Here is a 13,380-nt window from a genome sequence, read left to right as displayed (position 1 = left end):
GGTAATGAAAAAGATGGCATTAGAGGGATTGAAGGAAACATGGGATTTAAACTCCATTTTTGAGGGCGGGAGCAGGTCGGAAGATTTTCAGCAATACATACAAGAGCTTAAACAGCAGCTCAGCGCTTTTCAAAAAGAGGCAGAGGCGTTTACAGTTCCGTCGCATGCTGATGAAGGCGGGGAGCTGGTCAATCTGATTGATCGGTTTGAACGGTCGGCGATCATGATCAGACAGGCGGGAGCGTTCGTCGGCTGTCTTCAGGCTCAGAACACTGATGACCAGAAAGCGAATGAGTGGAGGGCGCGGATCAATCAGCTGAGCGGTGATTTTAAATCCGCTCTGGTCACGCTTGATGATACACTTGCCCGGATTGATGAGCGGGTGTGGGAGGAACTGCTGCAAAAACCGGAACTTCAGGACCTCACATACGTTTTAAATGAAAGAAGAGACCGGATCAGAGAAAAACTCAGCGCACAAGAAGAGAGACTGATTGAAGGTCTGGCCGTTGACGGCTATCACGCATGGGGCGACCTGTATAATGCGGCTGTCGGAAGAATGAAGATTCCGTTTGAGGATAAAGAGCTGTCAGTCGGCCAAGCGGAAAACATGATGGCGCATCCGGACCGCGGCACCAGGCGGCAAGTATTTAAAGAGCTTAACGAAGCCTGGAAGGGAGAAGAGGAGCTGTTTGGCAGCACGCTGAATCATCTGGCCGGCTTCCGAACGGAAATGTATAAAGCGCGGGGCTGGGAAAGTGCCTTGGAAGAGCCGCTTGCGATCAACCGGATGAAAAAAGAAACACTGGATGTCATGTGGCAGGTCATCACCGATCATAAAAAACCCTTTGCCGAATACCTGAATCGAAAGGCGTCTCTTCTAGGGCTTGAGCGCCTGAATTGGTATGATGTGAATGCGCCGATCGGCGAGGCGCCGAAAAAATACACATATGATGAAGCGGCCAATTTGATCGTCACCCAATTTTCCACATTTGGCAAAAAACTGTCCGCATTTACGGAAAAAGCGTTCCGCGATCGGTGGATTGAAGCGGAAGACCGCAGCGGCAAACGGGTCGGCGGTTTTTGCACCAGCTTTCCCGACAGCGGAGAATCCCGTATTTTCATGACGTTTTCAGGAAGCGCTTCAAATGTATCAACGCTTGCGCATGAGCTTGGACACGCGTTTCATCAGGAGGCCATGCTTCAAGTGCGGCAGCTGAACAGAGCCTACGCCATGAATGTCGCTGAAACAGCCTCGACTTTTGCGGAAATGATCGTCGCCGACGCCGCTTTGAAACAAGCGGAGACAAAAGAAGAAAAGCTGTTCCTGCTTGAAGATAAAATTCAAAGAAGCGTAGCCATGTTTATGAATATTCATGCGAGATTTTTATTTGAAACGCGGTTTTATGAAGAGCGGAAGCATGGCGTCGTTCCGGCTGATAAATTGAATGAACTGATGGAAGCGGCGCAGAAAGAAGCGTTTTGCGATTCATTAGGGGAATACCACCCGCATTTCTGGGCGTCAAAACTTCATTTTCATATTACGGGAGTGCCGTTCTACAATTTTCCGTATACGTTCGGTTATTTATTTTCGCTTGGAATATACGCAAGAGCTCTTCGGGAGAATGCGGATTTTGAAGAAAAATATATCGCGCTTTTGTGTGACACGGCTTCGATGACCGTTGAGGATTTGGCGATGAAGCACCTTGGAGCGGATCTGACGGAACGATCGTTTTGGGAGGACGCGGTCCGCCTTGCGGTACGGGATGTACAGGAATTTTTAGAGCTGACTGAATGATGATATAGAGAGGAACCGGCCGGAGCGATAAACAGCTCCGGTTCTTTTTTGTTCGATGAATGACAGCCGCCTCCCTTGGAAATACCTAAAAACGATCGGAATGGAATGGGAGTGAATCGCATGAAATGGATCAGGACGGCGGGTGTTTTATGTCTGGCGCTGATGCTGATTGCCGGCTGCCGATTGAATGAAGAAAAACGGAATGCGGAACAAGACAGCACGCCCGTATCATCCGCGAAGCCGGTTCCTTACAGCAGCTTTTCCCTTCGCGTCAACTACGGAGCCGGAGAGCATAACCGCTATGAAGGTTTGTATGAAAGAAAAGGCGGTCGTGAAACGGCTGACATCCAGGACAAGCTTTCAGGTGTTCACAGAGAGGGCGAGGAAGCGCTTGATGAAATGAAGATGATCCTCGGAGAACTTGCCGTAAACAGCGGGATGCAAGAAGGCGAAGTCGTCAGGCAGGTGCTCTCTGCTTTTAATTTAGACAGCCATTATGACCATTTTTATTTGAAACTGAAAAAAAGCGACGGAGAAATGACGGAAATCAAGAAATAACCGCGGTCCGCTGTTTTTTTGCCCAAAACTAATTGATAATGATATTCAGAGTCATTAATTTCTGTTACAATATAATCATGATCTCACGTTGAATGTTCAGGCAATTTGTTTATATACATAGTGTTGGGAAATACAAAAAAGGAGCGGTTAGCGGTATGAGTGCAATTTCTACAGAGACGCTGAGCTTAGGGTACGGAGAGACTGTTATCATTGACGAGTTGGATGTAGCGATTCCAAAAGGCGAAATCACTGTATTGATCGGAAGCAACGGCTGCGGAAAATCGACGCTTTTACGTTCATTGGCGCGCCTGATGAAACCGAGGGGCGGTTCTGTGCTTTTGGAAGGAAAAGCCATCGCTAAGCTGCCGACGAAAGAAGTCGCCAGAGAACTGGCTATCTTGCCGCAGAGCCCGTCAGCTCCCGAAGGCCTGACCGTGCATCAGCTTGTAAAGCAGGGGAGATACCCTTATCAAAGCTGGCTGAAGCAATGGTCCAAAGAGGACGAAGACGCAGTGGCAAAAGCGCTGAAGGCGACAAAGCTTGAGGAAATGGCCGACCGTACGGTGGATTCTTTGTCAGGCGGACAGCGCCAGCGCGCGTGGATTGCGATGACACTCGCCCAGGATACGGATATCATTCTGCTTGACGAGCCGACAACCTATCTCGACATGACGCATCAAATTGAAATTCTTGATTTGCTGTTTGAGCTAAATGAAAAAGAAAAACGGACCATCGTCATGGTGCTGCACGACCTTAATCTCGCATGCCGCTATGCTCATTATCTTGTCGCCATTAAGGATAAACAGATTTACGCTGAGGGCCGTCCCGAAGAAGTCATCACTTGCGAGCTTGTGCAGCAGGTATTTGCGATGAACTGCCAAGTCACGCAGGACCCGCTGTTCGGCACGCCGCTTTGCATTCCGCACGGGCGCGGGAGATGCATCGTGCAGGAAGCGGCTCTCACCGCCCGATTGTCATAATCATGAAAAAGGGAAGGGAACGGTATGGAAGAAAAACTGCAGCAGCAGCTGGACGGCCTGCTTGAAAAATATACGGAACTATTGCTTGGCGAAACAACCCCGGAACTAAAGGAAGAAGTCAGGCAATGGATTTTGTATACACATATTGCAAAAAGCATGCCTCCGCTCGTCAAGCACTGGAACCAATCCTACCCGGACGCCAAAGAGGGCATCAAAGCTGCGATACAGCACATTAAACAGCTCAATGAAGAGCACAGAAAAAAACAATAAAAAAGCTTCCGGCATCAAAGAGAGGTGCCGGAAGCTTTTTTTGCTGAAAAGGAATCAATAAAGGCGCCATTCAATTCATAGCGAAGAACTTTAATTTAACTAACGCCCCCGTTTGTTTACGTACATTTCTTCCGCTTGTTGAACCAAGAAAAAAGGACCGCCGCAGCAATCCCTTTCTCTCTTTCCTATATATCACATTTCTTTTCGGATACTTAATAACTCTTCAAATGCTTTTATATTTGTATCAAAATTGGGCATTGTTTGAGATTCCTCGGCACATTTGACTTGTGCTACAACCAAATCATTAAAAGGTGTTGAAATTCCAGTACCTTCTGCCATTTTGGGAATAACTCCATTAATATAATCAATTTCAGTTTTACGTTTCTTCTCAAGATCCTGCAGCATACTTGCTCTTAGCAGCCTAGATGGTGCCATGGCTGCCCTAAATGTCTGGATACGTTCAGGAATATCATTTTCGCTTCTTAATTCCAAAGATTCTAAATCAAGGCCGCCCATTTTCGCAAATTTGACACCATTGGCGTGTCCAACCTTAATCGTCTCATCTGCGATATGAACTGCGCTGACAATGCCGATTTCATGGTCAAGAATGTCTCCGTATTCTCCGTCTAATGCTGCCGATAAACCACTGAATGCATTATTGATAAGTAATTTTGACCACTTCGTCCCAACTAAATTATCGGAAATATGTGTTCCGCCGATAAGGTCTAAAACCGATTTAATACGCTGGATTCTTTCTGTTGTTTCACCATTTAATTCTCCAATTTGAAAAGCGTACTCTTTAAATTGAGTATACTCAGTTGTAAGTCTGGATACGCCTGGTTCAATAAACGTAGCACCAAATTCAACAGAACCCGCAATAACACGTTCATTACCAACGATCGAAGCAACTTTCTGTTCAGGTATACCGTTTTGCAAGGAACATACAACACTGTCATCCTTTAAAAAAGGCAGTAACTCTTTAAGAATCGAATCATTATATAATTGTTTCGTCAGAAGTAATATTAAATCATACTTGCCTGACTTGTTTTCAGGGGTAATGGCTTTCACCTTTGCTTGGAATTCCGTTGTACCAACTACTTTAGCACCTATTTGATTTAGAGTATCTACATGTTCTTTGTATGAATCAATCAATTCGACATCCATTCCGCCAGCAGACAGATATGCTCCCACTATGGTTCCTAAAGAACCTGCCCCTAAAATTGCAATTCTCATTGTAAACGTCTCCTTATTTTTCCTCTAAGTAATTATAAACCGGCTGAGCAGCATTTAAGGTTAAATCTGTAAGGATATGAGATGCTGAAACGACTTCTAATACAGGCAAGTCTGCAAGAGGTGCCAGAGCATGTTCAAATAATTGAAGCCGCGCGGGTCCAGTCCAGGCACCTTTAACTTCTATATTCGTTATTTGCGTTCGCACCAAATCACAAACCCTTAAATCACCATTATAATCAGTAGCAATCTTAACCATAAAATTAGGTCGGCAAATTTCCCTTTTCGCTTTTTCCTTGTCCATTTCGAAATGTTTATATCCCATAGTCGCAGTTGCCACGCGAAGACTGCCATAATCCAGTGTGCCGACAAGAGTATCAGAGTCTATATACAGCTTAGGGGCACCCAATTTCTTTGGATATGCAGTAAGTTCCCGTCCGCTTGCGATAGCTGGAAAATTGTCTACGTACATAGAATGTACATAATCCCCTTCTTCACCATTAAAGCTGACAGGGATGACTTGTCCTGCCTCTGTATAGGCACCAAGCCCGGAAACATCGGGCATCCACATCACTTCGAATTTCACTAAAGGTTCAGTAATTTCAAGAGGTTCTGGCACTGCCGCACGTAACGCTTTTTCATCCGTTCGGTAAATAATATTTAAATATTCACGGTTAACAAATTTATAATTTGGGATAGGATAAGCAGGAGCCGTTAGCGGCGTATTTAAATTTTTTGCTATATCTTTCACATCAATTTTCATTGAATGACACCCTTTCCTTTTCTTTTTTAAGTTTTTCAATTTAACTATGCTATTATCTTACATCCGCATTTACATTTAATCTAATACATAATAAGGTATATGTATATTTATTGAAATAAATAAGGGGGATGCAGACAGATGGAATTGCTGCAGCTAAAATACTTTCAGACAGTTGCCTATACTGAGCATATTTCTAAAGCAGCAGAACAATTAAAGATTGCCCAGCCTTCTTTAAGTCTTACTATAAAAAGACTGGAGAATGAACTGGGAACAGCCTTGTTTGATAGAAAAGGCAGAAATATTAAGCTGAGTTCATCAGGGGAAATTCTTTTAAAACATGTAAACAGGATTTTTACTGAAATTGAAAATGCACAAACGGAAATTCAATTGAAGGAACATCAAATTTCTGACACCATAAGAATATCTATTTCCAATCCAAGATTCCTTGCAGGACTGATGAGTGAATATATCAACCGCTCTCCTCAATCAAAAATTCTCCAAGCAATCGGAGTTAAAAGCGAGATCATCACAAGTTTAAAAAAAGGGGACATTGATTTAGGAATAACAGGTCATCCGATTCAAGATGAAGAGATAGAGAGCTATGTGCTGGTAAATGAAGATATTGTTCTGGCTTTACCCTCAAACCACCGATTTACGGGTAAAACAGAAATTTCTTTACGTCTTGTCGCCGATGAACCATTTATTACCCTTGCTAATAATGAGGAGTATAGAGGTTTTACAACCTCGCTTTGTGAGAAAGCTGGTTTCACCCCAAATATTGCATTTGAGGCGGATTCTCATTTACTGGTCGAGATTATAAAGCTGGATCGAGGTGTTGCGTTGCTTCCTATTTCAGTTTGCAGAACATTGGGGCTGAATTTTATAAAAGTGACTGATCACTCTGCTTCATATCCAGTCGGCTTATCTTGGATGAGACATAAGCTGTTATCTTCTTCGGTAAGAAATTTTCGTGACTTTATTATGTCGTACTATAAAGATAACGATGAAATGTTTAAGGTTTATTAAAGGGTTTCATCACTAGGGTTTTTACCCCCATTTCCTATTCACTTGTTGCGGGGTAGGTACTCCGGCTGCACGAAAAGCTGGGCGTCAGAAAAGAAGATGTGTTTATCGTCCTCTCAGGCAATGCGGCGGAAGACTGGTCATTCGGAAACGGAGAGGCCCAGATGATATAAAAAAAATCCCGCGGCATCCGCGGGATTTTTCTCTATTAAACGGCTTTCGCCTTTTCTTCTTGTTTGCCTGTTTTTTTGTTAGTCAGTTTAATTGATTTAACAAACAGCGTGAGGATTAATCCGGCAGCGATAAAGGCCAGACCTGTGAAAAACACGCTGTGAAGCGAATCCATCAGTGACGTTTTTAAAACCGGCACGATATGGGAAGAAAATGCCGCCGGAATCTGCTTAATCGATTCCTGGCTGAACAAGGATTGAAGCAGCCCTTCAGGATTCTTGTCAATCATGCCTTTAAACTGGTCGGCAAAGGCACTTGCCTGTTTCGGCAGTGAATCTAAGTAAGGCACCAGTCTGTCGGTTAGAAGGGTTCCTGATCTGGCATTCATGACAGCGCCGAGCACCGTAATGCCGAACGTTCCCCCGATCATCCGGAAAAATTGGCTTGATGAAGTCACCACACCCAGCTCTTCTTTTGAAAACGTTTCTTGCAGAGCGAGTGTGAGAAGCGGCATAACGAGCCCCATTCCCAGACCGATCACGGCCATATAGCATGTAGCCGCGAGCTTGCTTGTATCCAGCTGCAAAGTCGTTAATAAGAAGAAGCCGACGGCCATGATCAGCATGCCGATCATGATTTGCGGTTTGATGCCGATCTTATAAACCAGCTGGCCTCCGATAATACTTGTGATGATCATAGATACCATCATCGGCGTCATAATCGTTCCGGACGCGGTAGCGCTGACTCCGATAATTCCCTGCATAAAGAAAGGAACGAACGTAACGGCGCCGAACATGCCGATACTCATGAAAAACCCGATCAGATTCAGTACGGTAAACGTTCTGTTTTTAAACAGGTACATCGGCAGAATCGGCTCTTTTGCTTTGATTTCAGCGAAAATGAATCCGACAATCCCGACAAGCGCAAGCGCAAAGAGACCGAGAATCTGCCAAGACCCCCATGCATAATCCTTTCCTCCGAAGCTGAGTGCGAGCAGGAGGCTGACGATTCCGACGATCATTGTGAAAATGCCGGCGATGTCAAAGTTAATCGGCCCGGTCTGTTTTCTGCCTTGAAGTCCTCTTGCGATAAAGATGACGGCTAAGATTCCGACAGGCAGGTTGATATAGAAAACCCATTTCCAATTTAAAGAGTCAACAATCCAGCCCCCGATTTGCGGGCCGATAACAGAAGCCAGCCCGTAAATCGCCCCGAAAAGCCCTTGGAACTTGGCACGCTGTTTCCCTGTGAACAAATCTCCGATGACGATCATGGCCATCGGCATCATGACACCGCCGCCGATTCCCTGAAGTCCGCGGAAAATAATCAGTTCCGTCATGTTGCTGGCCATTCCGCACAGTGCGGAAGCTCCCATAAAAATCAATAAACCTGATACATATACGACGCGCCGCCCTAATAAATCTGCAAGTTTCCCCGCAATCGGGACGATCGTTGTCGAAGTTAAAAGATATGCCGTGGTCAGCCACGTCATCATGCTTAATCCCCCGAGGTCACCCACGATTTTAGGAATCGCCGTTCCTACGATCGTGCCGTCAAGGGCTGAGAAAAACATAGCGATAATTAAGCCAGTTATTAATAGTGTGCGTTTTGGATCCTTCTGTTCAATGCTCATGCTTCGGCAGCTCCTCTTTTCTATTCGTTTTCTTTTTGGTCAGCCGCGTATTTCTCGGCGGCTTCCGCTACTTTGCGGATGATGTTCACGGACTGAATCAGTTCATCGTCAGTCAGAACGGACAGGTTTCGCGCTAATATCGCTTTTCTTCCTTCCACGACATCTTCGAATTTCTTCTCGCCTTTTTCGGTAAGGCTGATGTCGATGACACGTCTGTCCTGCTGATTATGTTTGCGGACGATCAGTCCTTTTTGCTCAAGGCGGTCGGCCATCAGCGTCACTGCGCTCGGCTTTACTTCCATGCGCTCCGCAATTTCGGAAACTTTGCAGCTCCCTTGTTTTTTTAAGCTGGCTAAAACAAATAATTGGGCAGGAGTCACCTCATGTTTTGCCATGCTTTCCATCATTTCCGGCTGTATGTTTTGCAGCAGCGTCTGAAGGGATTTTTGGATGTCAGACACATATTGATCCGCGTTTTTCATAACTCCTCCTCATCTGGTTCTTCGGGAAAATAATTAACATTAGTTAAATATAAATAAGGATTAAAGATAAGTCAATCCTTTTGTGCAAAAATAAAAAAAGGATTGATGCTTAGTGAAAACATCAAATCCTTTCTTATGTTACTGCTGGTAGGGAGACTGCTGCTGAATGGTCTGCTGGAACTTCTGATACGATTGCTGAAGCTTTTGGGTGTCGGCCGCTTCAATGGAATACCAGCCATTTTGAAACATTACATCGTATAATCTTCTCTGCGCTTTTTGTGACTCATCGAAAATCGCCTGAATATCTTGATAAAGAGACTCGTGGCTGAACTCGTGCAGGGCTGTGCAATATGAAGACGTGATATACTTTTCCGTCGTCAGCAGTTCATTCACCAAGTCTCGGTCATTCATTTGCGCCGTATCGGGCACGGGCGTTTGCGGGTTAGTGATTTTTTGATTTTGCTGTTCCATGTATTGTCCTCCTATTGCATATAGCCTGTTGTTGTCTGTCCGCCTTGAGCGGGATTCAGGTGACCTAAAATGTTTTGATAATGCTTGTGGTGCATCCGGCCTATTTGTTCAAGCTCTTGTTTTAACGTCTGATTCTGGCAGTGTTCCGCCATGAAATGCGCTTTTTTCATGGCAAGCAGATTCCAGTTCAGCATGTCTTCAAGATACAAATGGTCTTTCGTTGAGATGACGGCAGGCGGCAAATGTCCGTGCTGCTCCTGGTTATTCATATAAACGCCTCCTTCAATTCTGTTCTTCTTAGCTTTCTCTGCGACCGGGATTTCATACACGAATAAAAGAAAAAGGAGGGAGTTCGCCCTTGCTGCGGAGCATATGTTTATTTTTGTCGAAAAATAAAATGCTTACGAAATTCGCCCAGGCTTACGGCCTCCGCTTCGGCGCGGGAAGATTCGTTGCGGGGGAAACACTTCGAGAAGCTGTAAAAACGGTGAAGCGGCTGAACCAAAACGGGCTGTCGGCTTCGATAGATTATCTAGGTGAATATGCAGGGTCCCTGAAGGATGCCAAAAGGACGGCCGAAGAATGTAAAAAAGCAATCAGGGCGATCGCCGAGAATCAATTGGACTGTGAGCTGTCGCTGAAATTAACATCCATCGGTCTGGATATCTCAGAGAATCTCGCCGAACAGCACATCAGAGACATATTGACGGAGGCAAAAGAACACCGCGTCCCCGTCACGATTGACATGGAGGACTATTCCAGATGCGCCCGCACGCTTGATCTGTATAAGCGGTGCAAACCGGATTTTCCGATGCTCGGCACCGTCATTCAGGCTTATTTGTACCGCGCGGCTGAAGACATCAGCAGCCTGATGCCATACAAACCGCGGCTCAGGCTTGTAAAAGGCGCATACAAAGAATCAGCGTCCGTTGCGTTTCCTGATAAAAAAGGGACCGATCTTCATTTCCAGCAGCTGATCAAGCTGCAGCTTTTGAGCGGGCATGAAACAGCGGTGGCGACACATGATGACGACATGATTTCGTATACGAAAACACTCATCAGCGAGCATCAGATTCCCCGGGAGCAGTTTGAATTCCAAATGCTGTACGGCATCAGAACGGAGCGGCAGAAGAAGCTTGCCGAAGAAGGATACAGGATGAGGGTGTACGTCCCGTACGGAACCGATTGGTACGGCTACCTGATGAGAAGAATTGCCGAGCGCCCGGCAAATGCGGCGTTTGTGCTGAAAGGAATCTTCAAAAAATAACGGCTGCCTTAAAAAAGCAGCCGCAGTCTGTTACTCCATGTTGTCTTTTTTATATTGCTGATTTTGGCTTGTCCGCTTGCCGCCGCCGTATTTTTGCTTCGGTCCCGCATTTCCTTTCATGCTTGCCGCGCTCACTGCGCCGGAAGACGGATCTTTTCTCCCTCGCACCATTCCCTTCACCTCCGGGTTTAAGTTTCCCGCCTGCGGCACGGAACATGCGGAAGCCAAAAAATTTAAAAAAATTCCATATTTGCTATTGAAGTCATCCTGAAAATCTTTTAAGATGAAAGAAGAAAAGGGTTTCATTTTTTTTGCCGAAAAAATGAATGACTATTCATTCAAAGTTCAAGGGGGATGACTCATGCACAAGTTTATAAAGAAAGCAGCCGTTCTCGGGTCAGGCGTCATGGGGTCCGGAATTGCCGCGCACTTGGCTAACATCGGAATTCCCGTCCTGCTGCTTGATATTGTGCCAAACGAGCTGACAAAGGATGAGGTGAAAAAAGGGCTGACATTAGAGAGCCCGGAGGTCCGCAGCAGACTGAGCCGATCGGCCATGCAAAAGCTGCTGAAGCAAAAACCGGCGCCGCTGACTTCAGCTGCCAATCTCGATTATATAACGGCGGGGAATTTGGAAGATGACGCGGCTGGGTTGAAAGATGCTGATTGGATTATTGAAGTCGTCGTCGAAAATCTTGACGTGAAAAAACAGATTTTCTCACTTGTTGATGAATACCGGAAACCGGGAAGCATCGTGTCCAGCAATACGTCCGGTATCTCCGTCACAAAAATGGCGGAAGGCAGATCTGCCGATTTTAAAGCTCATTTCTTAGGAACCCATTTCTTTAATCCGGCCCGCTACTTGAAGCTTCTGGAAATCATTCCGATTCAGGAAACAGATCCTGACGTATTGCAATTTATGACTTCATTTGCAGAAAATACACTCGGAAAAGGTGTCGTCATCGCAAAAGACACGCCTAACTTTATCGCTAACCGCATCGGTACGTACGGCCTGTTGGTCACGGTAAGGGAGATGCTTTCCTCCGGCTGCCGCATCGGCGAGGTGGACACGGTGACCGGGCCTTTGATCGGCAGACCGAAAAGCGCGACCTTCAGAACCCTTGACGTCGTGGGGCTTGATACATTCGCCCATGTGGCAAAAAATGTTTATGACAAAGCCGACGGCGCTGAAAAAGACATGTTTAAGCTGCCGGAATTTATGAATGACATGCTGAAAAACAATTGGCTGGGCAGCAAATCAGGCCAAGGTTTTTACAAAAAAGAAGGTAAAACAATATATGAGCTCGATCCGCTCACCATGACATACGGCGAGCGCTCGAAAATGAAGATGCCCGCTTTAGAAGCCGCCAAACAGGCAAAGGGTGCCAAAGGGAAAATGAAAGCGCTTATATATTCTGATGACCGCGCCGGCCGCCTGCTTTGGAATATCACGTCGCAAACCCTCTTATACTCAGCCCGGCTTTTAGGTGAAATCGCTGATGATATCAAAGCGATTGACGACGCCATGAAATGGGGCTTCGGCTGGGAGCTCGGCCCGTTTGAGATATGGGATGCCATCGGTGTCAGAACATCAGCAGAGCGGCTTGAACAAGAAGGCGCAGAACTTCCCGGCTGGGTGAAAGAAATGCTTGACGAGGGCCATGAAACATTTTATATGAAGGAAAACGGAAGACCGTTTTACTATTCAGACGGCCAATACAGGGCTGTGAAAGAAAATCCGAAACGGATCAGCCTGCAAACGGTAAAGGAAACAAAGGGCGTGATCAGCAAAAACAGCGGCGCCAGTCTGATTGATCTCGGCGATGATATCGCTTTGCTGGAATTTCATACGAAAAGCAACGCGATCGGCTTAGACATTATTCAGATGATTGACAATGCGCTTGAGGAAACGGAGCGGAATTATAAAGGTCTTGTCATCGGAAACCAAGGCAGACATTTCTGCGCGGGAGCAAACCTTGCGATGATTTTAATGGAAGCTCAGGATGATAACTTCATGGAAGTCGATTTTGTCATCCGCCGTTTTCAGCAGACGATGCTGAACATCAAATACAGCGCCAAACCTGTTGTGGCGGCGCCGTTTGGAATGACACTCGGCGGAGGAACGGAAGTCTGTCTTCCGGCGGCACGCGTTCAGGCGGCGAGCGAATCGTATATGGGTCTTGTCGAAACCGGCGTCGGCCTTATTCCGGGCGGCGGAGGAAATAAAGAGTTGTACATGAATTACTTGAACGGCGGAAGTGAACTGATGGACGCGGCCATTAAAACCTTCGAAACAATTGCGCTTGCCAAGGTTTCCGGCTCGGCGCACGAAGCCCGTGATATGAAGATTTTGTCTGCGGCAGACCGTGTCAGCATGAATCAGGATCACCTGCTGCACGATGCGAAACAGCTGGCTGCTTATTTATATGACAGCGGATACCGCCCGCCTGCCCGCAAAAAGGTAAAAGTCACCGGGGAAACCGGCTGTGCCGCGTTACTGCTCGGAGCAGACCAAATGAGAAGATCCGGCTATTTATCAGATCATGATATGAAGATTGCGAAGAAGCTGGCCCATGTCATTGCCGGAGGAAGAGTCCCGTTCGGCACGGAGGTTTCAGAAGAATATTTACTCGAGATTGAAAGAGAAGCCTTTTTAAGTCTCGCTGGCGAGGCGAAATCTCAAGCAAGAATGCAGCATATGCTGGTCAAAGGCAAACCTTTACGGAACTAGGAGGGT

13 protein-coding genes and 2 pseudogenes are annotated in these 13,380 nt (G+C 46.1%); 8 read left to right on the top strand and 7 right to left on the bottom strand.

Going from position 1 to position 13,380, the window contains the following annotated elements; all coding sequences use genetic code 11:
- Nucleotides 1–13 precede the first annotated feature (13 nt).
- The 4 genes and pseudogenes from AADZ70_RS11195 to AADZ70_RS11180 all read left to right on the top strand — a co-directional run bounded on the left by AADZ70_RS11195 (nt 14) and on the right by AADZ70_RS11180 (nt 3,603).
- Nucleotides 14–1,795 carry a M3 family oligoendopeptidase gene (locus AADZ70_RS11195; RefSeq protein WP_342008059.1) on the top strand — a complete coding sequence of 594 codons (1,782 nt, stop codon included), beginning with the start codon at nt 14–16 and terminating at the stop codon, nt 1,793–1,795.
- 120 nt (nt 1,796–1,915) lie between these two features.
- A complete protein-coding gene (locus AADZ70_RS11190; protein WP_342007047.1) occupies nt 1,916–2,353 on the top strand; it encodes a YusW family protein in 438 nt (145 codons plus the stop codon).
- A 155-nt stretch (nt 2,354–2,508) separates the two neighbouring features.
- Complete coding sequence (locus AADZ70_RS11185; RefSeq protein WP_016937987.1) at nt 2,509–3,333, top strand: ABC transporter ATP-binding protein; 825 nt, start codon at nt 2,509–2,511, stop codon at nt 3,331–3,333.
- Between the two features lie 2 nt (nt 3,334–3,335).
- Nucleotides 3,336–3,603 (top strand): annotated as a pseudogene (locus AADZ70_RS11180) (YusU family protein).
- 192 nt (nt 3,604–3,795) lie between these two features.
- On the opposite strand, the gene AADZ70_RS11175 reads toward AADZ70_RS11180, so the two are convergent.
- Together AADZ70_RS11175 and AADZ70_RS11170 are read right to left on the bottom strand one after the other, a co-directional pair.
- A complete protein-coding gene (locus AADZ70_RS11175; protein WP_342007046.1) occupies nt 3,796–4,836 on the bottom strand; it encodes a 2-dehydropantoate 2-reductase in 1,041 nt (346 codons plus the stop codon).
- Nucleotides 4,837–4,849: 13 nt separating this feature from the next.
- Nucleotides 4,850–5,596 carry an acetoacetate decarboxylase gene (locus AADZ70_RS11170; protein WP_012118395.1) on the bottom strand — a complete coding sequence of 249 codons (747 nt, stop codon included), beginning with the start codon at nt 5,594–5,596 and terminating at the stop codon, nt 4,850–4,852.
- A gap of 138 nt (nt 5,597–5,734) precedes the next feature.
- On the opposite strand from AADZ70_RS11170, the gene AADZ70_RS11165 reads away from it, so the two are divergent.
- Both AADZ70_RS11165 and AADZ70_RS11160 read left to right on the top strand, forming a co-directional pair.
- The gene (locus tag AADZ70_RS11165; RefSeq protein ID WP_049627333.1) at nt 5,735–6,622 is read left to right on the top strand and encodes a LysR family transcriptional regulator; all 888 of its coding nucleotides are present in this window, start codon (nt 5,735–5,737) and stop codon (nt 6,620–6,622) included.
- Nucleotides 6,623–6,684: 62 nt separating this feature from the next.
- Nucleotides 6,685–6,792 (top strand): annotated as a pseudogene (locus tag AADZ70_RS11160) (tautomerase family protein); the annotation flags it as partial.
- Nucleotides 6,793–6,827: 35 nt separating this feature from the next.
- Here AADZ70_RS11160 and AADZ70_RS11155 read toward each other — a convergent pair.
- The 4 genes from AADZ70_RS11155 to AADZ70_RS11140 all read right to left on the bottom strand — a co-directional run bounded on the left by AADZ70_RS11155 (nt 6,828) and on the right by AADZ70_RS11140 (nt 9,645).
- Nucleotides 6,828–8,423 (bottom strand): MDR family MFS transporter, encoded by a 1,596-nt coding sequence (locus tag AADZ70_RS11155; RefSeq protein WP_016937993.1) that lies wholly within the window; start codon nt 8,421–8,423, stop codon nt 6,828–6,830.
- Nucleotides 8,424–8,443: 20 nt separating this feature from the next.
- Entirely contained in the window at nt 8,444–8,905 is a 462-nt protein-coding gene (locus AADZ70_RS11150; protein WP_045926003.1) for a MarR family transcriptional regulator, read from the bottom strand.
- A 138-nt stretch (nt 8,906–9,043) separates the two neighbouring features.
- A complete protein-coding gene (locus AADZ70_RS11145) occupies nt 9,044–9,376 on the bottom strand; it encodes a spore coat protein (protein WP_045926004.1) in 333 nt (110 codons plus the stop codon).
- Nucleotides 9,377–9,387: 11 nt separating this feature from the next.
- Nucleotides 9,388–9,645 (bottom strand): hypothetical protein, encoded by a 258-nt coding sequence (locus AADZ70_RS11140; RefSeq protein WP_016937996.1) that lies wholly within the window; start codon nt 9,643–9,645, stop codon nt 9,388–9,390.
- Nucleotides 9,646–9,734: 89 nt separating this feature from the next.
- Here AADZ70_RS11140 and AADZ70_RS11135 point away from each other — a divergent pair, with 89 nt between their 5' ends.
- Complete coding sequence (locus AADZ70_RS11135; RefSeq protein WP_342007045.1) at nt 9,735–10,643, top strand: proline dehydrogenase; 909 nt, start codon at nt 9,735–9,737, stop codon at nt 10,641–10,643.
- Nucleotides 10,644–10,673: 30 nt separating this feature from the next.
- Here AADZ70_RS11135 and AADZ70_RS11130 read toward each other — a convergent pair whose 3' ends face one another.
- The gene (locus AADZ70_RS11130) at nt 10,674–10,814 is read right to left on the bottom strand and encodes a YuzL family protein (protein WP_076982541.1); all 141 of its coding nucleotides are present in this window, start codon (nt 10,812–10,814) and stop codon (nt 10,674–10,676) included.
- Between the two features lie 190 nt (nt 10,815–11,004).
- Between AADZ70_RS11130 and AADZ70_RS11125 the strand changes: the two genes are divergently transcribed.
- On the top strand, nt 11,005–13,374 hold the full coding sequence (locus tag AADZ70_RS11125) for a 3-hydroxyacyl-CoA dehydrogenase NAD-binding domain-containing protein (RefSeq protein WP_342007044.1): 2,370 nt from the start codon (nt 11,005–11,007) through the stop codon (nt 13,372–13,374).
- The last annotated feature ends 6 nt before the right edge of the window (nt 13,375–13,380 follow it).

This window comes from Bacillus sp. YBsi01 (genome assembly GCF_038406745.1).
Classification (GTDB): domain Bacteria; phylum Bacillota; class Bacilli; order Bacillales; family Bacillaceae; genus Bacillus; species Bacillus siamensis.
The sequence above is the reverse complement of the archived record's forward strand: the minus strand, read 5'-3'. Positions and strand labels throughout refer to the sequence as shown.

Bases quoted from the DNA above. Each gene is read 5' to 3' on its own strand.
- AADZ70_RS11170 (WP_012118395.1), bottom strand. From the start codon at position 5,596: ATGAAAATTGATGTGAAAGATATAGCAAAAAATTTAAATACGCCGCTA.
- AADZ70_RS11145 (WP_045926004.1), bottom strand. From the start codon at position 9,376: ATGGAACAGCAAAATCAAAAAATCACTAACCCGCAAACGCCCGTGCCC.
- AADZ70_RS11190 (WP_342007047.1), top strand. From the start codon at position 1,916: ATGAAATGGATCAGGACGGCGGGTGTTTTATGTCTGGCGCTGATGCTG.
- AADZ70_RS11195 (WP_342008059.1), top strand. From the start codon at position 14: ATGGCATTAGAGGGATTGAAGGAAACATGGGATTTAAACTCCATTTTT.
- AADZ70_RS11165 (WP_049627333.1), top strand. From the start codon at position 5,735: ATGGAATTGCTGCAGCTAAAATACTTTCAGACAGTTGCCTATACTGAG.
- AADZ70_RS11175 (WP_342007046.1), bottom strand. From the start codon at position 4,836: ATGAGAATTGCAATTTTAGGGGCAGGTTCTTTAGGAACCATAGTGGGA.
- AADZ70_RS11150 (WP_045926003.1), bottom strand. From the start codon at position 8,905: ATGAAAAACGCGGATCAATATGTGTCTGACATCCAAAAATCCCTTCAG.
- AADZ70_RS11125 (WP_342007044.1), top strand. From the start codon at position 11,005: ATGCACAAGTTTATAAAGAAAGCAGCCGTTCTCGGGTCAGGCGTCATG.
- AADZ70_RS11130 (WP_076982541.1), bottom strand. From the start codon at position 10,814: ATGGTGCGAGGGAGAAAAGATCCGTCTTCCGGCGCAGTGAGCGCGGCA.
- AADZ70_RS11185 (WP_016937987.1), top strand. From the start codon at position 2,509: ATGAGTGCAATTTCTACAGAGACGCTGAGCTTAGGGTACGGAGAGACT.
- AADZ70_RS11140 (WP_016937996.1), bottom strand. From the start codon at position 9,645: ATGAATAACCAGGAGCAGCACGGACATTTGCCGCCTGCCGTCATCTCA.
- AADZ70_RS11155 (WP_016937993.1), bottom strand. From the start codon at position 8,423: ATGAGCATTGAACAGAAGGATCCAAAACGCACACTATTAATAACTGGC.